This is a genomic window from Hungatella sp. SL.1.14, assembly GCF_024460495.1.
GTDB classification, from domain to species: domain Bacteria; phylum Bacillota; class Clostridia; order Lachnospirales; family Lachnospiraceae; genus Hungatella; species Hungatella hathewayi.
In genome coordinates, this window is record NZ_JANFYJ010000042.1 from 1 (window position 1) to 21619 (window position 21619).

19 protein-coding genes are annotated in these 21619 nt (G+C 49.7%); 18 read left to right on the plus strand and 1 reads right to left on the minus strand.

Translation table 11 applies throughout. The annotated features are described in order from the left end of the window. Nucleotides 1-158 precede the first annotated feature (158 nt). The 8 genes from NE473_RS28045 to kduI all read left to right on the plus strand — a co-directional run bounded on the left by NE473_RS28045 (nucleotide 159) and on the right by kduI (nucleotide 8827). Nucleotides 159-959, plus strand: a complete 801-nt coding sequence (locus NE473_RS28045) for an ABC transporter permease (RefSeq protein ID WP_055652324.1) — start codon at nucleotides 159-161, stop codon at nucleotides 957-959. A 16-nt stretch (nucleotides 960-975) separates the two neighbouring features. Further along, nucleotides 976-1731: an ABC transporter ATP-binding protein gene (locus NE473_RS28050; protein WP_055652325.1), complete on the plus strand. Its 756-nt coding sequence runs from the start codon at nucleotides 976-978 to the stop codon at nucleotides 1729-1731. 169 nt (nucleotides 1732-1900) lie between these two features. Next, nucleotides 1901-2446: a GNAT family N-acetyltransferase gene (locus NE473_RS28055; RefSeq protein ID WP_055652326.1), complete on the plus strand. Its 546-nt coding sequence runs from the start codon at nucleotides 1901-1903 to the stop codon at nucleotides 2444-2446. Between the two features lie 46 nt (nucleotides 2447-2492). Then, entirely contained in the window at nucleotides 2493-3485 is a 993-nt protein-coding gene (locus NE473_RS28060; RefSeq protein ID WP_055652327.1) for a LacI family DNA-binding transcriptional regulator, read from the plus strand. A gap of 318 nt (nucleotides 3486-3803) precedes the next feature. Beyond that, complete coding sequence (locus NE473_RS28065) at nucleotides 3804-5693, plus strand: PTS sucrose transporter subunit IIABC (protein WP_055652328.1); 1890 nt, start codon at nucleotides 3804-3806, stop codon at nucleotides 5691-5693. Nucleotides 5694-5752: 59 nt separating this feature from the next. Next, nucleotides 5753-7135, plus strand: a complete 1383-nt coding sequence (locus tag NE473_RS28070) for a glycoside hydrolase family 32 protein (protein WP_172682314.1) — start codon at nucleotides 5753-5755, stop codon at nucleotides 7133-7135. A gap of 105 nt (nucleotides 7136-7240) precedes the next feature. Further along, nucleotides 7241-7825: a flavodoxin family protein gene (locus NE473_RS28075; RefSeq protein WP_055652330.1), complete on the plus strand. Its 585-nt coding sequence runs from the start codon at nucleotides 7241-7243 to the stop codon at nucleotides 7823-7825. Between the two features lie 159 nt (nucleotides 7826-7984). Further along, on the plus strand, nucleotides 7985-8827 hold the full coding sequence (gene kduI, locus NE473_RS28080) for a 5-dehydro-4-deoxy-D-glucuronate isomerase (protein ID WP_256265464.1): 843 nt from the start codon (nucleotides 7985-7987) through the stop codon (nucleotides 8825-8827). A 77-nt stretch (nucleotides 8828-8904) separates the two neighbouring features. On the opposite strand, the gene NE473_RS28085 is transcribed toward kduI, so the two are convergent. Then, nucleotides 8905-9876: an ArsR/SmtB family transcription factor gene (locus tag NE473_RS28085; protein WP_256265465.1), complete on the minus strand. Its 972-nt coding sequence runs from the start codon at nucleotides 9874-9876 to the stop codon at nucleotides 8905-8907. A 323-nt stretch (nucleotides 9877-10199) separates the two neighbouring features. On the opposite strand from NE473_RS28085, the gene NE473_RS28090 reads away from it, so the two are divergent. From NE473_RS28090 to NE473_RS28135, 10 genes are all read left to right on the plus strand, one after another. Next, nucleotides 10200-11549 (plus strand): ABC transporter substrate-binding protein, encoded by a 1350-nt coding sequence (locus NE473_RS28090; protein WP_055652332.1) that lies wholly within the window; start codon nucleotides 10200-10202, stop codon nucleotides 11547-11549. Between the two features lie 92 nt (nucleotides 11550-11641). Next, nucleotides 11642-12535 (plus strand): carbohydrate ABC transporter permease, encoded by an 894-nt coding sequence (locus NE473_RS28095; protein WP_055652333.1) that lies wholly within the window; start codon nucleotides 11642-11644, stop codon nucleotides 12533-12535. A gap of 12 nt (nucleotides 12536-12547) precedes the next feature. Next, nucleotides 12548-13378, plus strand: coding sequence for a carbohydrate ABC transporter permease (locus NE473_RS28100; RefSeq protein ID WP_006775394.1), 831 nt, complete (start codon nucleotides 12548-12550; stop codon nucleotides 13376-13378). Between the two features lie 329 nt (nucleotides 13379-13707). After that, the gene (locus tag NE473_RS28105) at nucleotides 13708-15429 is read left to right on the plus strand and encodes a glycoside hydrolase family 2 protein (protein WP_138314455.1); all 1722 of its coding nucleotides are present in this window, start codon (nucleotides 13708-13710) and stop codon (nucleotides 15427-15429) included. A 2-nt stretch (nucleotides 15430-15431) separates the two neighbouring features. Next, on the plus strand, nucleotides 15432-16148 hold the full coding sequence (locus NE473_RS28110; RefSeq protein WP_055652335.1) for a glycerophosphodiester phosphodiesterase: 717 nt from the start codon (nucleotides 15432-15434) through the stop codon (nucleotides 16146-16148). Between the two features lie 47 nt (nucleotides 16149-16195). Further along, the gene (locus NE473_RS28115) at nucleotides 16196-17008 is read left to right on the plus strand and encodes an HAD-IIA family hydrolase (protein ID WP_172682315.1); all 813 of its coding nucleotides are present in this window, start codon (nucleotides 16196-16198) and stop codon (nucleotides 17006-17008) included. 88 nt (nucleotides 17009-17096) lie between these two features. Beyond that, the gene (locus NE473_RS28120) at nucleotides 17097-17750 is read left to right on the plus strand and encodes a TetR/AcrR family transcriptional regulator (protein WP_039892379.1); all 654 of its coding nucleotides are present in this window, start codon (nucleotides 17097-17099) and stop codon (nucleotides 17748-17750) included. Between the two features lie 65 nt (nucleotides 17751-17815). Then, entirely contained in the window at nucleotides 17816-19048 is a 1233-nt protein-coding gene (locus NE473_RS28125; RefSeq protein ID WP_055652336.1) for an MFS transporter, read from the plus strand. A 161-nt stretch (nucleotides 19049-19209) separates the two neighbouring features. Beyond that, nucleotides 19210-19887 (plus strand): response regulator transcription factor, encoded by a 678-nt coding sequence (locus tag NE473_RS28130; protein WP_022030837.1) that lies wholly within the window; start codon nucleotides 19210-19212, stop codon nucleotides 19885-19887. Then, nucleotides 19884-21416 carry a sensor histidine kinase gene (locus tag NE473_RS28135; protein WP_006775385.1) on the plus strand — a complete coding sequence of 511 codons (1533 nt, stop codon included), beginning with the start codon at nucleotides 19884-19886 and terminating at the stop codon, nucleotides 21414-21416. The genes NE473_RS28130 and NE473_RS28135 overlap by 4 nt, the downstream gene beginning before the upstream one ends. The last annotated feature ends 203 nt before the right edge of the window (nucleotides 21417-21619 follow it).

Below are 21619 nucleotides of genomic sequence, written 5' to 3' on the forward strand. Positions count from 1 at the left end.
CAGAGGCTATTATGATTTAGCCACAGCCTATCAGTCCGTGCACGTCAACCGTTGAAACCGCCGTGTACCGAACGGTATGCACGGTGGTGTGAGAGGACGGGAGTTAATCACTCCCTCCTACTCGATTACATCGGAACTTATGGAAAGGAAGTTAACAAATGTTCAAGCTCAAAACTCAAAACAACGCCGGGCAAAATAAAATACTGCCGGTAATCGCAGTTGCATTTCCCGTTCTGGTAATCCTTTTCTGGCAGTATGCGTCAACCCATGGGCTGGTAAAAGCGTCTCTGGTGCCGGCTCCCTTAACAATTGCTAAGACATTTCTGTCCTACATGGAGTCGGGAAAACTCTGGAAGAACTTAAGCGTCAGCTTTGGCCGTGTGGCCTGCGGTTATATGATCGGAGCGGTATGCGGCGTGGTTGTGGGATTCCTGATGGGGTTATTTAAGCCGGTGAGCGCCGCGTTAAACGGAATTGTCAGCGTACTCCGCCCTATTCCCACTATTGCGCTGGTGCCGATTGTGATACTGCTGGCCGGTATCGGTTTCTCTTCCAAAGTTGCAATTATTGCCTTTGGTTCTTTCTGGCCGGTGCTGCTCAATACCATGCACGGAATCCAGACGGTGGACAGCAAGCTGCTGGAAGTGGCATATACGTACCGGATAAGCAATGGAAAAACTATTTTTAAGATCATTGTTCCCTCCTCTATTCCCGCCATACTTACAGGCCTGCGGCTTGGCATGAGCAATGCGTGGATGAGTGTGGTTGCCGCAGAGATGATCGCTTCCTCCACCGGTATCGGTTATCTGATCACCCTGTCCAGAGAGACGGCAAACGCCCGAGTCATGTACATGTGTGTGCTGGTTATCGGTGTCATTGGACTGATGATAGATAAGGGACTGACCCGGCTGGAACACTATTATCTGGCGAAGACCCGCGGCATGGCAGACAGCAAATAAGGAGGGCCGATAAACTATGGCAGAGAACACAAATATTCTGGAAATCAACGGTCTGCACAAGAATTTCTTTATCAGGGGACAGAAATTTGAGGTGCTTGCAGGCGTGGATCTGACGGTTAAAAAAGGGGAGCTTCTGGCGATTGTGGGAGCCAGCGGCTGCGGTAAGAGCACGCTGTTAAAGCTGATTACCACTCTGGAAACGATCAGTTCCGGTGAAATCTTACTGGACGGAGAGCCGGTTAACGGCCCTTCCCCCAAATGCAGCATGATCTTTCAGGAGGCAAGGCTTTTTCCATGGCTGACAGTGCAGCAGAACATTGAGTTTGTAATATCCGACAAGGTGCCCAGGGCTGAAAAAAAGGACATGGTGGATCATTACATTCATCTGGTAGGACTGGAGGAGTTCACGAACGCAGTGCCCAATCAGCTTTCCGGCGGCATGCAGCAGCGTGTCAGCATCGCCCGAGCACTCGCCACGAGGCCGCAGCTGCTGCTGTTGGACGAACCCTTCGGCGCACTGGATGCATTTACCCGTATGGCTATGCAGCAGGAAGTGCTGCGCATCTGGGAGCAGGACAAGACGACGATGATGATCGTCACCCACGATATCGACGAGGCCATTTACTTAAGCAGCCGTGTTGTGATTATGGGAAAAAATCCGGGAGTGGTAAAGAAGATTGTGCCTGTAGACTTACCGTTTCCAAGGGATCGTACCGATACCGCGTTTCTGGAAATCCGCGGCGAGATTATGAAAGAATTTCTCGGCACTTAAGGGCCATAACCCTGTCATCCGTGAAGGCGCTGTGAAATGCAGAGTGTACTGCATCTCGCGGCGCCTTCACGGATGGTATAGCTGCATTTTCTGCCGGAAGTCCCCCCGTTGAAAACTTTCCGGAAAAATGGTACACTGGTAGGGACAAAACAGGAACAGGAGAGATATCATGCTATTGAAAGAACCACAGTCCCGCTTTGAGGAGTACTACAGAATCTATGAAGAGTCCTTCCCCAGCAGGGAGCGGCGGACCAGGGAGCAGCAGAGAGACATACTGAGTCATCCGTGCCACCGTGTCAGAATCAGGGAGGAAGACGGAAGCATGCTGGCGTTCGTGAGCTATTGGGAACTGCCGGGCTGTTTGTTTTTGGAGCATCTGGCCACCACGGAGCAGTGCAGGGGAAAAGGTTACGGAAAGCAGCTGGTGGAGGAATGTCTTGCCGAAACGGACAAGCCCGTGTTTCTGGAGATTGAACCCGTGACGGAGGACGATCCGATGACCGGCAGGCGGGCTGGCTTTTATGAACGTCTGGGCTTTTTCGTCAATACGTTTCCGTATATGCAGCTTCCGCTGAAGGAGGAGGACCATCCCATTCCGCTGTGGGTGATGAGTTACGGAAAGCCTGTGACAAAAGAGGAGTTTGAGCCTTATAAGAATGAAATACACGAGATTGCCTACGGGACGGCGGATTCTGGCCGTTTCCGTCCGGAATAGAGAACATTGACAGCGAACCGGCGCTGTGGTGAATCAGGGGAAGCCGATGAATATTAATGAAATAGCAAAGCTGGCGGGAGTGTCCAGGGCGACGGTCTCACGGTTTTTAAATGACGGTTATGTCAGTGATGATAAGAAAGAAAAAATAAGAAAAGTGATCGAGGAGACAGGTTATAAGCCCTCCGCACAGGCTCAGACACTGAGGACGAAAAGGACGAATCTGATCGGGGTGATTATCCCGAAGATCAATTCCGCGTCCATCAGCCGTATGGTAGCGGGGATCAGTGTTGTACTGTCCAGGGCCGGATACCAGCTCCTCCTTGCCAATACCGACAATGATGAAAAGGAAGAAGTCAAGTATTTACGTGTGCTGGCTGAGAATCAGGTCGATGGAATCATCCTGATCGGAACGGTCTTTACGGCGGCCCACAAAAAGGTCCTGAAGGAGCTGGCCGTACCGGTGGTGATCCTGGGACAGAGCCTCGCCGGGTATTCCTGCGTCTATCACGATGATTATCACGCGGCATACGATTTAACTACTCTGCTTCTCGCTCATGGGAGACATCCGGCCTGCATCGGCGTGCTGGAACGCGATGAGGCGGCCGGAAAGCGAAGAAAGGAAGGCTTTTTAGACGCGGTGAGAGACTCCGGAGCCGGTACAGACCGGGTGCCCTGCGCGGAAGGCAAATTCAGCATGGATTCGGGATATGAGCAGACGAAGCTTCTTTTGAGCGCAAATCCTGAGATTGATTCCATATTCTGCGCTACGGACAGCATTGCCATAGGCGCTGTGGCGTATCTGCGGGAAATCGGAAGACGGGTCCCGGAGGAGATTCAGGTTGCCGGGATTGGAGATTCAGAGACGGCCAGGGTATGTGTGCCAAGGCTGACCACGGTCCACTACTACTATAAAACGAGCGGGGAAGAGGCCGCGCGCATGCTGGTCAACATGCTGAGTGCCGGCGGCCAGATTCGCAGAGAAGTGAAGATGGGGTATGAGATCGTATATGGAAAGAGCACAATTGTTCAGAGTAAATGAGTTTGTATCAGATACACGAGAGGAGACCGGGCCGGACACTGGAAAGAATGGTGTCCGGCCCGGCTTATTTTCCCGGGAAGGCAGATCAGGGATGCGATTCCGGCCGCTCTGTTTTTACCGGTTGATTTTGTGCAGATTATACAAAAAAACAGTTTTTGTTTGTTATATTGGACGGTTTACAGGGGAGAATGGAAGGTATATAATAAAAACAAGATATGAGATCGATCTCATATAAATAACCAGCATATTATATAAAATACAGAATAACTGGTAAAAAAAGAATGGGAACAATTTCATAAAATCCAGAGGAGGGTAATTATGGATTACAGGGAGTCAGCAAAACAGGTTTTCGAATTGATTGGCGGAAAAGCAAATCTGATATCCGCAGCCCACTGTGCCACCAGACTGCGCCTTGTGGTGGCCGACGAGTCGGTCTGCGACAAGGGAGCCATAGAGAATGTGGACGGGGTAAAGGGGGTGTTCAGCGCTTCCGGACAGCTTCAGATCATTTTCGGAACGGGCACGGTAAATAAAGTCTATGATGAATTTATCGCCATAGCAGGAATTACGGCTGCATCGAAGGATGAGGTAAAGCAGGCGGCGGCCAGGAAGGGAAATCCGTTCCAGAGGGCGATCAAGGCGCTCGGTGACGTGTTCGTCCCCATCATTCCGGCCATTGTTGCCAGCGGTCTCTTAATGGGGCTTTTAGAAGGCATCTGTAAGGTATACCCGGCGCTTGCTGGATCAGGCACCTATACGATTCTTCATCTGATGAGCAGTGCGGCATTTACCTTCCTTCCGGTCCTGATCGCGTTCAGTGCGGCAAAGGTTTTCGGCGGCAATCCGTTTCTGGGAGCCGTGATCGGTATGGTTATGATCCATCCGGATCTGCTGAATGCATGGGCAGTGGCGGGAGCCGAGTCGATTCCCACCGCCTCCGTATGGTTTGGCCTCTATAACATTAACCTTACCGGTTATCAGGGCCATGTAATTCCGGTCGTTATCGCCGTATTTTTTATGTCGAAGCTGGAGAAAAAGCTGCACACGATCGTACCGGAGATGTTTGACCTGTTTGTAACCCCGCTGGTGACGGTTCTTGTGACAGGGTACGTGACCCTGACTGTTTTTGGGCCGGTCTTCTCCCTTCTGGAAAACGGAGTGCTGGAAGGCGTGAAATTCCTGATTACCATCCCGTTCGGCATCGGTTCCTTCTTTGCCGGAGCGGTTTATGCTCCAACAGTAGTAGCGGGTGTCCATCATATGTATAATGCGCTGGAAGCCGGACTGTTAAGCTCTGCCGGAATCAACACCTGGATGCCGATTGCCACAGCGGCCAATGTGGCCCAGGGCGGAGCGGCTCTCGCGATTGCACTGAAAACAAAGAATAAAAAAGTGAAAGAGCTGGCGCTTCCCGCTTCACTCTCCGCATTTCTCGGCATTACGGAACCGGTTATCTTCGGCGTGAATTTAAGATTTATGAAATCGTTTATTGCCGGCTGTATCGGCGGTGCCTGCGGAGCCATGGTATCCGGTATTCTCGGCGTAGGCGCTTCTGCTTACGGAATTACGGGACTGTTCGGATTCCTGATTACCACCGACTATGTATGGCAGTATGCCCTGGTAATTCTTGTGGCTGCAGCAGTCGCCTTCTTCATTTCCTGGTCACTGTTCCATGACGAGAAGGAAGAGAAGAAAGAAAAGGAAGAGAAAGCTGAAATCGGTGGCAACGCTGAAGAAAAAAATGTAAATGTACCTCATACAGTATACAGCCCTTTAAGCGGGACCATTATTCCCATGAAGGAAGTAAAGGATCCGACATTTGCCGCTGAAGTTCTTGGGCATGGCGCGGCGGTGATACCGTCGGAGGGAAAAGTCTGCGCTCCATGTGACGGCACAGTGGTCACGATCTTTGAAACCTGCCATGCCATCGGGCTGATGTCCGAAGACGGAACGGAGATTCTGATCCACGTGGGGCTTGATACCGTGAAACTGGGAGGAAGATATTTTACTCCTCATGTAAAGAGCGGAGATGCCGTAAAAAAAGGCGATTTAATGCTGGAATTTGACGCGAAAGCCATTGCGGCAGCCGGATACGATATCACCACACCTGTGATCATCTCCAACAGCTATGCATATCAGTCGGTAGAAATGAGCACAGAGAGCGCTGTCAGAGCGGGAGATGCCTTAATTACAGTAACCAAAGGATGACCGCATCGGGTTTTTAAAGAACTGAAGCGATGCGGCGCCAGATCAGAAAGGAGCCAGCCATGAACCGAACCGCCGAACATGAGACAATGGATCCCTACCGTTTAAAACTTCATTTGACGCCTCCCGCTGGCTGGCTCAACGATCCCAACGGTTTATGCCAATATCGAGGCACATACCATGCGTTTTATCAGTATGTGCCCGGGGACGCTCTGGGAAAGGGAAAAAAATGCTGGGGGCATGCTGTCAGCAGCGATTTAATCCACTGGAGAGATGAGGGGATCTTCCTGGAACCCGACCGCCCCTTTGACCGGGACGGCGTCTATTCCGGATGTGCCTGGACTGATGAAAATGGAATTCATCTCTTCTACACTGGAAACGTAAAGGAAGCAGGAGATTATGACTATATCCGCGAGGGCAGACGGGCCGCGCAGGTATTGGTGGAGACGAAAGATGGAAAAGAGGCTGGAGAAAAGAGGCTGCTTCTGACCAATAAAGATTATCCGGAGGACTGTACGCTTCATGTCAGGGATCCCAAGGTCTGGAAGGAGGGCGGAATGTACCATATGGTGCTGGGCGCCCGGAAGAATAACGATCAGGGAGCGGCGATTCTCTATGAATCGTCTGATCTGACGGCCTGGAAGCATGCAGGAGAGATGACGAGCGAGATTCCCTTTGGCTATATGTGGGAGTGCCCCGACTGTTTTGAAATGGAAGGAACAGCATTTTTATCCTTCTGTCCGCAGGGGCTGCCCCGGGGCGAATTTGAAAACCAGAATATTTACCAGTCAGGTTATGTCCGCCTGGAAGAGGGGATGTCCAGGCCTCAGACAGTGAAGACCGCGTTATTTACGGAGTGGGATAAGGGCTTCGATTTTTATGCGCCGCAGACATTTGCCGATGAGAAGGGAAGAAGAATCTTAATTGGCTGGATGGGGCTTCCCGACATAGAGGAAGAGTACGGCAATCCGACGGTGGCCTCTGGCTGGCAGCACGCTCTGACGCTGCCGCGGGAAATCACGTATCGGGCCGGCCGGCTGTGCCAGATGCCGGTTGAAGAACTGAAGCTTCTTCGCAGAAATGAAAGAAACGTGGAAACGGGAGAAACCTCCGTCCTCTCCGGGGGGATCTGTGAGATAGAGATTGATCAGATAGAGGCTGGCTCCTGCCGGATCTGTTTTAACCGGGATCTGGTTCTGGATTGCAGGGACGGAGTTTTCACCATGGAATTTTTAAACAGGACCGGCGCCGGCCGTACCGTGAGACATGCCAAAGTAGACAGACTTCAAGACCTTCGGATCATCATGGATACCTCGGCAGTCGAAGTATATGTAAATCATGGCAGCACCGTATTCACTTCCCGGTACTATCCGGAACCCGGTAAATCCAGTGTCGTGATCGATTGTGAGAAGAGCAGAAACAGGCTGTGGGATTTGGGCTGCTGATTAAAGCAGCCTCTTTTCTTTTGCCGCCCATCTGGTATAATGAAACCATATGCCGCCGCAGGCGGTCACAGAGTACCGGAGGTGTGGAAAGGAGAGACGAAAACCATGGCAAAATTTACAATTGTATTTCACAGCGTCTGCGGAAATACGTATCAGATTGCAGACTGCTTTTACCGAGTGCTTCAGGAGAGAGGGCAGGAGGTGGCGCTTTACAGAACCGCGGATGCCTCCTTTGAGTCGGGGGAAAGGAGGATTGATGAGTTTAAGCATCTTCAGGCTGCAATTGAGGCGGTGCCGGTCATAGAAGAGGCAGCTCAGGTTCTGGGAAGCGATGTGCTGCTTCTCGGTTCTCCGACTTATTACGGATGCGTTTCGGCGCAGATGAAGGCGTTTATGGATTCCTTTGAAAAAATGTGGGCAGATGCTCCCACGGCCGGTATGTATTTCGGCTGTTTTACATCGGCGGGAGACGGCTGCGGCGGGCCGGAGCTGTGTCTGCAGGTAATGAACACCTTTGCCCAGCATATGGGCATGGTTCCCATATCGGTTCCCTGTAATATCGGAGGAACGGCGCAGCCGGCGTACGGAATCAAACACGTGTCCGGAGAAAAGGCGGACCGGGCGGTGACGGAAGAGACCCAAACGGCGGTAAGGAATTATGCGGACCATATTCTGAGAGTCATTTCATAAGGGGAAGAAAACGGAGAAAAGATACACAATTTTCAGGAAAAGATGTTCTTTTTTATGATATCTCAAAGAAAGGATTGAATTAAAAACTTCCTTGTGTTACCATGAGATTGGTCAGTTATTTCTACAAATTAATACATATTACAAGGAGGGTTCTTATAAATGGATATCCGCTATTCAGCTAATCAGAAAGATTTTAAACGTTACACAACAGAAGAGACGAGAAATGAATTTTTAATCGAGAATTTATATGTTGCAAATGAAGTCGTAGCCGTATACTCCCATGTAGACCGTATGGTTACACTGGGCTGCATGCCGACTACGGAGACTGTTTCCATCGATAAGGGAATTGACATCTGGAAGAATTTCGGGACAGGCTATTTCCTGGAGAGAAGGGAAATCGGTATTTTCAACATCGGCGGAGCCGGCAAGATCACTGCTGACGGCGAAGTGTTCGATATGAATTATAAAGACTGCTTATACATCACAAAGGGAACAAAGGAAGTTCTTTTCTCCAGCAATGACGCAGCCAATCCTGCAAAGTTCTATATGGTGAGCGCACCGGCGCACAAGGCCTGCAAGACCACCTTTATTCCGATTGAGAAGGCTGCCAAGAAGCCGTTAGGCGCTATGGAGACCTCCAACAAGCGTGTGATCAATCAGTTCATCCATCCGGATGTTCTTGAGACCTGCCAGCTTTCCATGGGAATGACTGTGCTTGATCTGGGCAGTGTATGGAACACCATGCCGGCACACACTCATGAGAGACGTATGGAAGTTTACATGTACTTCGAGATTCCGGAGAACAATGTGGTATTCCACATGATGGGCGAAGGAAATGAGACGAGACATATCGTAATGCAGAATGAACAGGCTGTTATCAGCCCGTCCTGGAGCATTCACGCAGGCGCAGGCACCAGCAATTACACATTTATCTGGGCCATGGGCGGCGAGAATCAGGCGTTTGATGATATGGATGTCATTCCAACAACGGAACTGAGATAGTTAGAACACTGCAAAGTTACACCCGGGAGTGGACAGGATTTTGATTCTGACCATTCCCGGGTTTTTCTTATCTTAAGCTAATAAATGAGATTCATCACAATCCCCTGCGGAAAATCTCCATACTTTTCACCGAACAAATTGATGCCTCCGATATGCCGGGCATCTTTTTTTATCTGGATCAACAGCGAGATGTAGGGGTGATCCTGGAGCTTTAAATCTTTGATCGTCAGCCGGGGATCGATCAGGCTTCCGTCTAAGTAGCTGCCGTTTTCCCGGACGGAGAATGTTTTGAGCAGTCCATACTGGGTGCGGCCGTTGGGCCAGGCGGGGGGAGTCAGGCGGCCGCGGCGGGCACCGTAATCTCCGGGGGAACAGTGGGTAGCGACTTCATGGCCGTTGATGGAGACGGTGATATCGGAGGGCCAGTCTTCCAGAAAGCCGGGCGCTTCGGAACAGAGCTCCATGCAGAAAGAGATTTCGTGGAGTTCTAATAAAGGGTTGGTCAGGTTGGGAAACCGGTATTCCACGAAGCCCTGCTGAAACCAGATCAGCTGTGCGTTTCCGCGCAGAGGCGAGTAGAAGGTGCGGGCGCTGTCGTAGGCGTCCATGACGCCGTTCTCATCCGCCAGACCGCAGGTGGGTTCCACCTCACACTGATAGTAATTGCCCACAGGCATATCCATAGTGATTGTATTATCGGCCAGATCCGCGTCCGCGTCAAATGTTTCCAGGTGAAACGTCTGCATACTGCAGATACAGACACGCATGGAACCGTGCAGTCCGGGCTGGGTTTCCGTGACGATCAGCTTTGCCTCTTCCAGGATCTTGATGTGCAGCGCGGTCGAGGATACGGGGATGGAGAGGATATCCGCAATTTCCTGCAAAGAGAGGGGCGTATTTTTTAACAGATTTAAAATATTGAGGCGGATTGGAGAGGATAAGGCCTTTCCGATCCGGACAATCTGGTCGTGATGAGCCGGATTGCTTAAGTGAAGCTGGATATCGCGTTCTCCGATGATCTTAACCGGAGCTTTTTGTTTTCGTGACATGACTGGTTCCTCCTTTTCTTACATTATTTTTTGAATACTGTAATTTAAAACCACATATTTATTATATAAAAAATGTAACAAAATATCAAGTGTAATAAAAAACTGGTAGAATTATTGTTGATAATACATAAAAATATAGGTAAATAGCAAAACATACTTGATATAATATACAAATTATGCTAAGATAAATTATGTAATAAATGTGGCAAGACAAAGAAACAACGGGATAGATCGGGGTAAGGTTTCTCTGTTTAATACATATTTATTGTAATTAAAACGGAAGCAAAATTCAAGTATGAATAAAAAGAAAAGGAGAGGGAGAAATGAGAAAAATGAAGAAAATGGTGTCACTGACTATGGCGGCGGTTATGACTTTGTCGTTAGCGGGATGCGGCGGCGGTGGATCGACACCGGAGACGAAAGCGGCGGAACCGGCGGAGTCCAAGGCTGAGACAACGGCGGAGGCCAAAGCGGAGGAGACGACTGCGGCACAGCCGGCGGGGGAAAAGACGACGATTACATTTATCAACGGCTTTACCGGCGGAGACGGTCCGTTTATGACCAAGATTGTAGATGCGTTTAACGAATCACAGGACCAGTACTTTATTGAGCAGCTTCAGGATGCAGACCATTACACGAAGTTTAAATCAGATGACTTTGATATGCTGATTATCCATGCGGACTGGATTTCCACCTATCATGCGCTGGGCCTTTTGAGAGAGGTCTCCGACATCTATGAGAAAGCAGGTCTGTCCTTTGAAAATGACTGGCATCCGATTACTCAGACGTATGCAAAGTACGATGACGGCATTTTTGCATTCCCATTAGACTTATACGCAGAGACTTTCTATTACAATAAAGAGTATGTGAAAGAAGTACCGAAGACGTATGACGATATGAAGGCACTGCGGGACCAGCTGGATTCTGAGAACTCCGGAATCTATCCGATGTCAATTCCTCTTACCGGTGATCACCAGTGGGCGTGGATGACGGCTCTCGGCCAGTCCGGATGCAACTGGGTGGAAGGCGAACACATTAAGATGGACACCGATGAGATCGCAGACGCATTTATGAAGATTCATGATCTGATCTATAAGGATCATATCAGTGCGGCCGGCTTGGGTGATAACGACCACTTTAATACCTTTATCAAAGAATCCAAGGACAATACCAATGTCAGCGCAGTGACCAGTCTGACAGGTCCGTGGAATTATACGGCGGCCAAGGAGGTTCTGGGCGACAATCTGGGAATCGGCACGCTTCCTCAGCTGTATGGAGACACGAAGGTAGTTCCTGCCGGCGGCCACACCTTCGGCGTATCTGCAAAGGTAACAGACGAGAAGAAGATCGATGGTATCGCGGCATTTATGAAATTTGCTTATCAGCCGGAAATCATGTTAAACTGGGCAGATTCCGGTCAGGCTCCGATTCATTTAAAGACGATGGAACTGGTAAAACAGTCTCCTGACAAGTATCCGGTTGCCAATGTAAACTATCAGATCTTTGATTACGCGATGATTCTTCCTGCCATCTATAACATCAGGGAACAGGTGAAATATGTCAATACAACCGTATGGTCCATGGTAATCCAGACTCCTGATTTAAAGAAGGAGGATTTAATGGAAGAGCTGAAGAATGCGACGGAAATTGCGACGGAATTATCTGAATTTTAATCGTTAGACCATGAGGGGCTGCCGCTTATGAAGATCATAAGTGCGGCAGCCCTTTCTGATGCAAGCTGCAGGGCAGCAGACAGGAGGTTGTCATGAAGAAAAGAAAAGGCACTGCGGTGCTGTTTATTATCCCCTTTCTACTGTTTTTTCTACTGTTCTGGCTGATCCCATTTGTGTACGGCATCGTGATGAGCGTATCCAAATACAGTCTGATTCAGGGAAACCGGGGATTCGTGGGATTAGCGAACTATATCAAGATTTTATTTTCTTCTTCCATGTACCACAAATCATTTGTCCAGGGGCTGGGCAATACGGTAATTTTTGTCATGCTCACTACTCCGTTTCTGGTGTTTGGAAGCCTGTTTCTGGCGCTTTTGCTGGACCGGCTGCCGGAACGGCTGAAGGGGATTTTCCGGACGATTTACTTTGCGTCCTATTCCGTTTCCGTAACCGCAGTGGCGGCGGTGTTCGTCTGGCTGATGAAGGGAAACGGCGGATATTTTAACAATATGCTGATCAGCATGGGAATTATCAAGACGCCGATTCCATGGATGGAGCAGCAGCCGTTCGTATGGGTGGCGCTGACGGTAGCCACGGTCTGGTGGACGATCGGTTACAACATGATGCTGTTTGTCAACGCACTCAATGAAATAGATACCAGTCTGTATGAGGCCTCTGCCATGGATGGCGCAGGGTTCTGGGTACAGTTCCGATATATCATTCTTCCGAATATCAAAAATGTATTTTTCTTTGTCCTGATGACAACGATTATCGCCTCCTTTAACGTCTACGGCCAGCCAAGGCTGATGACAAAAGGCGGCCCGGGCGAGACGACGAAACCGCTGATTATGATGATCACCTCTACGATTATGGACCGCAACGACTTAGGCGTGGGAAGCGCGATGACGATTCTCATGGGAGTGGTGATTATCCTCTGCTCCGTCGGACAATACTACCTGACCAAAGAGAAAGATAATTTAAAATAGGAGGGCGGCAAGATGAAAAAGAAATATTTTAACCGGATTTTGCTGGTCATGTGCGCATGTGTGATTGCGTATGCGTTTCTGCTGCCGCTGCTTTTTATGCTGTTTACCAGCTTTAAGGGTCTGGCGGAGGCGATGACCTCTTCAACGCTGCTGCCTCACACGTGGACGCTGCAGAATTACCGCGATCTGTTTGCCAGTACATCCACGGCGCCGATCTTTAAATGGCTGATGAATACGGCGGTGGTAACCGTCAGCGGTACGATTTTAAGAATCACTACCAGCGTACTCGCAGCTTATGCGCTGGCGCGTCTTCCGGTTCCCGGGAAGCGGTTCATCGTAGTGGGGCTGGTATGGGCGATGGCGATTCCGGAGATCGTGACATTTTTCCCATTGTTTTATATCTTTAAACAGATCAATATGCTCAATTCGCTGCTGCCGCTGATCTTACCCTCCGGCTCTGGCGTCATGTGCATCTATCTGATTTATAATTTCCTCCTGTCCTTCCCGAGGGAGCTGGAGGAAGCCGGACTGGTGGAAGGCGCCAATGTCTTCCAGGTACTGTGGCACATTGTTCTTCCGTCCGTGAAGCCGGTGGTGATTACGCAGGCGTTTATCACATTTCTGGGACTCTATAACAGCTATCTCTGGCCGTCGCTGGTGGTCAATAAGCAGGAGAACCGGACTGTGACGCTGGGGATCGCAGCGCTGGTTCTGGGGGAAAATTATACGAACCCCGGACTGATGATGGCATCGACCCTCGTATCGGTGGTGCCGGTCCTGATTATTTTTATGTTTGCCAATAAGTATGTCGTTAAAGGATTTACACAGTCGGGTATTAAATAAGGTAACAGTACAGTCTCTGCGTCCGTCTGGTCTTGTGCTGCGGTTTGCCCGGCCTTTCCAGTTCCGGTTTCGGGCATAAGCATTTCTAAATGTGCAGGATTTTTCTAAAAACCAGGGGAAATGCCCAAACTCGCTGCGCTCAGACAGGTGGACATTTCCCCTGAACGAAAAATTCTGCGCATTAAGAACTGCTAAACAATCCGCCGAATGACAATGAGGGGGACTCTCCGCTACCCTGCAAAGTCACAGGAAAGACCGGGCAAACCGCAGCACAAGACCAGACGAACGCAGAGACTGTACTGTTATGAAATAAGCTTGGAGGATAACGTATGAGAGAAGAGTATCCGCGTCCTGATTTTGTGAGGAGTGAATGGGTAAATTTAAATGGAGCCTGGGATTTTTATCTGGGCGGAGAAAAGCGAACGATTGAGGTGCCGTACGTGTGCCAGTGCCGAAAGAGCGGGATCGGTGAACGGATTCGGGAGGATTCCGTTGTCTATGAACGGACCTTTCAAGTTCCCGGGACCTGGAAAGGGCGGACCGTGCTGCTGAATTTCGGAGCGGTCGATTATTTCTGCCGGGTGTGGGTCAACGGACAGTGCGTGGGAAGCCATATTGGAGGTCAGACTCCCTTCAGTTTTGATGTGACCCGCTGTCTGAACTGGGGCGATGAGTGTATCCGCGTGGAGGTGGAAGACTGGCTGAAGGATGAACAGATCGCCAGAGGAAAACAGTACTGGGAGGATGAATCCAGTTTTATCTGGTATACGCCCAGCACCGGAATCTGGCAGACGGTATGGCTGGAGCCGGTGTCCGAATCACGGTTTTCCTGGATTCGTTTTACGCCGGACATTGATGAAGGGACGGTAAAGATCGATTACCGGCTGGAACAGGGAACGGCGCTTCCGTGCGAGACGGAGATCACGATCTGCCGGGAGAACGAAACGGTATTTAAGGGCACCATGTGGTGCAGGGAACTCTGCAACACCATTACGGTGGATGTATTTCAGAAGAAGGCGTTAAACGGTGCCTTCCATTTTGTCGGGGCTTACTGGTCGCCGGAGAATCCTAACCTCTATGAGGCTGCCATGGCCTTGCGCTGCGGCGCGGAGGTGACCGACCGGGTGGAGAGCTATTTTGGAATGCGGAAGGTCCGGATTGAAGACGGAAAAATCTATTTAAACAACCAGCCTTATTACCAGAAGCTTCTTTTAGACCAGGGGTACTGGGCGGAAAGCCTGATTACAGCGCCTTCCGATGAGGACTATAAAAATGATATTTTAATGTCCAAGGCTATGGGCTTTAACGGATGCAGAAAGCATGAAAAGGTGGAGGATCCCAGGTTTTTATACTGGGCGGACCATTTGGGCTTTCTGGTGTGGGAGGCCATGGCGAGTTTCTGGGTCTATACGCCGGAGGGCGCCTGTGCCTTTATGAGAGAATGGATGGATGTGATCCGGAGAGACTACAATCACCCCAGCATCATTGTCTGGGGCATGTTAAATGAGAGCTGGGGCGTTCCGGGAATCTATGAGAATCAGGAGCAGCAGAGTTTTTCCAAATCTCTTTACTATATGGCCCACAGTCTGGATTCTACCCGCCTGGTGATATCCAACGACGGCTGGGAGATGACGGATACGGATATCTGTGCGGTCCACTCCTACCAACACGGAAGAGAGGATGACGAGAAGCAGCAGGAGCTGTATAAAAAATGTTTAAAAGACATCAGAGATCTTCCCGGGATTGTGGAAAAACGGTTGTTTGCAAAGGGGCATTCCTATCAGAAGCAGCCGGTGGTGCTGACCGAGTTTGGCGGTATTGCAGTCTCGGAGGACGAGAGCGGCTGGGGATATACGGCTATCGGGCGATCGGAATTCTTAAAAGAGTACAGCCGGATCATTGATGCGGTCTATGATTCCGATCTGCTCTGCGGTTACTGCTATACGCAGCTGACTGATGTGGAGCAGGAGACCAACGGCCTTCTGACAGATACCCATCAATATAAATTTGACCCGGAAAAGATAAAGGAAATCAATGACAGGAGGGGCTGACAATGAAAGTGACTGCGCACCGGGGATACAGCGGAAGGTATCCTGAGAATACGATGCTGGCGTTTAAAAAAGCGGTGGAAGCCGGATGCGATGAGATTGAGCTGGATGTCCAGCTTACAAAGGATGATGTGGTGGTGGTGCTTCACGATGAACGGATCGACCGGACCACAGATGGCACCGGCTATGTTCGTGATTATACGTATGAAGAATTAAAACACTTTAACGCAGCCAAATGCTGGAATGGAAGGTACGAAACCATGGCGATTCCCACGTTTGAGGAGTACTGCCTCTGGGTGAAGGATGAGCCGGTGACCACCAACATCGAGTTTAAGACCAGTATTTACTATTACGAGGGACTGGAAGAAAAGACGATAGCCCTTCTGAGAAAGTACCACCTGGAAAAGAATGTGATGTTTTCCTCTTTTAACCACGTGTCTCTGCTGAAAGCCAAAGAGCTGGAACCGGATATTGAATGCGGAATCCTGGTGGACGACGGACTGGGCAATGCAGGATATTTCTGCAGCCGGTACGGCTTCGAGTGCTACCATCCCAATGGGGCAAAACTGACGGAAGACGTGGTGGAAAGCTGTACCAGACATGGAATCAAAATCAACGCGTGGACGATCAATGATATGGCTCTGCTGGAAAAGCTGGCTGACTTAAACTGCAGCGGGGTAATTACGAATTTTCCGGGAATATGCCGCGCCTGGCGTGGATAGCGGGAAATGCGGGAATTTACTTTACATGCGGGAAGGCGGAAAAGCTGTTGAAGGAACAGAGAACGGAACTGCTTGAAAAAGCAGAATTATTTGTCCTCGATATGGATGGGACATTTTACCTGGGAGACCGGATTCTGGATGGAGCGCTGGACTTCTTAAAGACGGTAGAGGAAAGCGGGCGTAAATACTTATTTTTTACAAACAATTCTTCCCGGTCGCCCAAAGTCTATCTGGAAAAACTGAAGAGAATGAATTGTGAGATCGGCCGGGAGCAGATCATGACCTCCGGGGATGTGATGATCCGGTACTTAAAGACCTGTTATGCGGGGCGGTCCGTATATCTGGTTGGAACACCGGCGCTGGAGGAGAGCTTCCGCGAGGCTAAAATCCGTCTGACACAGGAGATGGCGGACGTGGTGGTGATTGGATTCGATCTGACGCTTACCTATGAAAAACTGGAGCGGGCATGTACCTATGTCAGAAACGGAGCTGAATTTCTTGCGACCCATCTGGATATCAACTGTCCCACAGAAGACGGGTTTATCCCGGACTGCGGCGCGTTTTGTGCAGCGATTTCCCTGTCTACAGGGAAGCAGCCGAGATACGTTGGAAAGCCGTTTCCTGAAACCGTGGATATGATTCTGAAGAAGACCGGCGTGGACAGGGAGCGAATCGCATTTGTAGGCGACCGTCTGTACACGGATGTGGCTGCCGGTGTGAACAATGGCGCCATGGGAATGCTGGTGCTGACCGGGGAAACGAAAAGAGAAGATCTGGAGGGAGCGGAGGTAGTCCCTGATGGCGTATATCTCTCCCTGAAAGAGATGGGGGAACTGCTGAGAGGAGCGGGAGATTCGTGAAATGACGGAAATGACGGGGGTTGACATTTAAACTTTCTTCTGCTATTATTAACATACCGACGGTATGTATGTAAAAGGAGGAGAGCGTATGGCACGTAATAAGTATCCGGAGGAGACGGTTCAGAAGATACTCGATGTGTCCCGCACGTTGTTTCGGGAGAAAGGGTATGACCACACGACCATTCAGGATATTGTGAATGCGCTGGGAATGTCAAAGGGAGCGGTTTATCACCACTTTAAGTCCAAGGAAGAAATTATGGACCGGCTGACCGATGTCTACTACGATGAGGCTGAATGGTTTATGGATATACGGCTGGATCCATCGCTAAACGGTCTGGAAAAGCTTAAGGAGATTCTACGCTTCTTGTTTACCGATAAGAAGAAATTTGAGCTGGATAAACTGATGCCGTATTCCAACAAAGATAATCCGCGGCTTCGTACCCTGATTCTGGATTCCACCATACGAGATTCCGCGCCATTTATTGCAGAGCTGATCGAGGAGGGAATCCGTGATGGCTCCATACATGTGACGAGGCCGAAGGAACTGTCTGAGACCATGATGATCCTGATGAATGTCTGGATCGGAATGTTTGCGGAAAACAGAGAGGACTTTCTTATAAAAATCGATTATTTTCAGGAATTCTGCGAAAAGATGGGACTTCCGGTGATCGATGAACGCATTAAGGAAGCCATAATCGGGTATTATGACGAAGTAATGAAAGAACAGCCAGGGCGGGCTTAATTCCGCCCTTCTTTTTCACAAAGATACATACCAACCGTCGGTATTAAAAATGAGGAGAATAAAATATGAATTCACGCCTGTTTCAACGAGATTTTTCCATTATGATTCTGGGACAGATAATTTCTTTGTTCGGTAATTCGATTCTGCGTTTTTCACTGTCATTATACGTTCTGGATGTTACGGGATCGGCTGCCGTGTTTGGTACCATCCTGGCTGTATCCATGATACCCACTGTGGTTTTGTCGCCCTTCGGCGGAGTTTTGGCAGACCGGCTTCCGAAACAGAAGATTATGACGATTCTGGATTTCGTGACTGCGGGAATGATTGTGAGCTACGATGTGATCTTCGGAAGTACCGGCAGTTTGGCTGCAGTTGCAGTTTTTATGATTCTTTTGACTCTGATCCAGGCTTTTTATCAGCCGGCGGTTCAGGCCAGCATTCCGCTTCTGGCAGCCCGGGAGCATCTGATGGCGGCTAACGGGATTGTGATGCAGGTTCAGGCCCTTGCAGGACTGCTGGGACCGATTTTAGCCGGTATGCTCTACGGGATCGGGGGAGTGAAGCCGATACTGGCGGCCAGTGCGGTCTGCTTCTTTCTATCGGCTGTGATGGAGCTGTTTCTGCGGATTCCGCATGATAAGAGGGCACCGGAAGCTTCTCCTGTGCGCACGGCTCTTCTGGACTTAAAGGAGGCTCTGCTCTACTTAATCAAAGAAAATACCTGTCTTTTTAAGCTGCTTATCATTGTGGCGGGAATCAATCTCTTCCTGTCTGCACTTTTCATCATCGGTCTGCCGTATCTGGTAAAAATATATCTTGGAATGTCTGCACAGGCCTATGGATTCGCTGAAGCGGCTCTCGGGCTGGGATCAATTCTCGGAGGTCTCTTATCCGGGCTGGCTGGGAAGAAGATTAAGTTTAAGCAGTCCCACTTTTTTTTAATGGGAACGCCGCTGCTTTTAATACCGGTGATTTTAATTCTGCTGACCGGGGCGCCGGATACGGCAGTCTACGCGGTTCTTCTCTTCTCTGTTATGACGGGAATGGCGTGTGCGGCAATGTTTACCATAGCGGCACAGACCTTTATACAGAAGAGTACCCCGGTTCATTTACTGGGAAAGGCAGGCGCGTTTGTATCCACGATCTGCGTCTGTGCGCTTCCCGTTGGACAGGCACTGTACGGAGGGCTCTTTGAACTGTTTTCCGACAGGCCATGGGTGGTCGTGCTGGCCGGATCGGTGATCAGCATGGCGCTGGCAGATGCAGCGAGGAGGACCTTGAGGAACGCGGAGGAATAACTGACGGAGCCGACCCGGCCGAACCGGACTGCGGCGCGCCTGGCGGGGAATGAACTGTCCCCATTTATGTGAAATCTCTGTGAAACTGTAGAATTTATCTGACCGTTTTGTTACAATAATAAACAGAGATAAGTTGTATGATTTCAGTTCAGGAGGTTATCATGGAACAGTTGAAGATATTAGTAGTTGATGACGAGGCCAGAATGAGAAAACTGGTAAAGGATTTTTTGAGTGTAAAGGGATTTTCAGTGCTTGAAGCTTCCAACGGCGAGGAGGCGGTGGATCTGTTTTTCGAGCAGAAGGATATTGCACTGATTATTCTGGATGTGATGATGCCGAAGATGGATGGCTGGGAGACCTGCAGGACTATCAGAAAGTATTCCCAGGTTCCGATCATCATGCTGACGGCCAGAAGTGAGGAGCGTGACGAGCTGCAGGGCTTTAATCTGGGTGTGGATGAATATATTTCCAAACCGTTTAGCCCGAAGATTCTGGTGGCGCGTGTGGAGGCGATCTTAAGAAGAAGCAACGCCGTCTCCTCTGATTTGATCGAGATCGGAGGAATCCGTATCGATAAAGCAGCCCATCAGGTTACGATCGATGGACAGAATATTGACTTGAGTTATAAAGAATTCGAACTTCTCACATATTTTGTGGAGAATCAGGGAATTGCCCTTTCGAGAGAGAAGATTCTTAATAATGTGTGGAATTACGATTACTTCGGCGATGCGAGGACGATCGACACCCATGTAAAGAAGCTCCGGAGCAAGATGGGAGAGAAAGGGGATTACATCAGGACCATCTGGGGAATGGGCTATAAATTCGAGGTGAGTGAATGAGACATTCCATAAAAGCCCGGTTTGCCATGGTGTTCGTGGGACTGATGGCATTTGTGCTGATTGCCACCTGGTGTGTGAATAACTGGTTCCTGGAAAGCTTTTATACCATGGACAAGGTTGCCACACTGGAAAAGGCATATACGGGAATCGACCGGATCGTTACGGAAACCGAACAGAAGGGCACCGATATTTTTGAATACTTTAAAAGCACCTATGATCCCAACCGAGAGAACGAGGGGCCGATCCAGCAGTTATTCCGGGTCCTTGGCGAGAAGTACAATATGAATATTGTGCTGATGGACAGCGCCACCGATCAGGTCCTGATCTCTAATACGGGGGAGCGGGATTACTTATCCAGCCGGGTTCAGGGGTATATCTTTGGAAAGAATATGCCGAAGGTCAGCATTTTAAAGACCCACGATAACTATTTTATCCAGAAGACGTATGACAAGCGCTCCGATTCCTATTATCTGGAGAGCTGGGGATATTTTTCAGATAACAAGACGATCTTTCTGATGTCGACACCGCTGGCCAGCATTCGGGAGAGTGTGGAGCTGGCTAACCGCTTCCTGGCGTATGTGGGGATCGCGGCTCTGCTTGTCGGAAGCTTATTTATATATTTTGCCACGAAAAAGATTACTTCCCCGATTCTTCAGCTCGCCAATCTGTCAGAGAAGATGTCAAATCTCGATTTTGACGCAAAATACACCGGTCAGGCGGAGGATGAGATCGGCGTGCTGGGCAACAGCATGAATCGGCTGTCCGATACGCTGAAGGAGACCATCGGCCAGCTGAGAACGGCCAACACGGAGCTGCAGCAGGACATCGAGGAGAAGATCAAGGTCGATGAGATGCGAAAGGATTTCATTGCGAATGTATCCCATGAACTGAAGACGCCCATTGCCCTGATTCAGGGGTACGCGGAAGGTCTGACAGAAGGGATGGCGGAAGACCCGGAGAGCAGGGATTATTACTGTGAAGTCATCATGGATGAGGCCAATAAGATGAATAAGATGGTGCGTCAGCTCCTGACCCTGTCAGCTCTGGAAGCCGGCAACGACGCCCCGGTCATGGACCGGTTTGACTTAACCGATTTAATCCGCGGAGTAATCAATTCGGTCGGTATTCTGATACAGCAGAAGGAAGCAGATGTACATTTAGAGGACTGCGGCCCTGTGTATGTGTGTGCGGATGAGTTCAAGATCGAAGAGGTGGTGACGAACTATCTAAACAATGCACTGAACCATCTGGCAGGCGAGAAAAAGATAGTGATCACGGTGGAGGATAACGGAGAGGAAGCGCTCGTAACTGTGTTTAATACGGGGAATAACATCCCTGAAGAAGATATTCCGAATCTGTGGACGAAGTTCTTTAAAGTGGATAAATCCCATACGAGAGAGTATGGCGGCAGCGGTATCGGGCTGTCTATCGTAAAGGCTATCATGGACTCCCACAGAAAGGCCTGCGGAGTGAGAAATGTGGAAGGCGGAGTGGAGTTCTGGTTTACGCTGGATTGTTATAAGGGATAGGATATAAGACGGAGACAGGCGATGCGGGTTAGCGTATCGCCTGTCTCCTTTTATAACTATAAAAAGGATAAAAATCGGGAACTGAAAACTCCGCGGACAGCAGCTGGATGGCAATGCTGTTGAGGACATTTGGTTTGCTGCCTTCACGGGAATAAGCGAAGGGGGAAATGTATGATGAATACACTGGGGACTTTTTTTCAAGT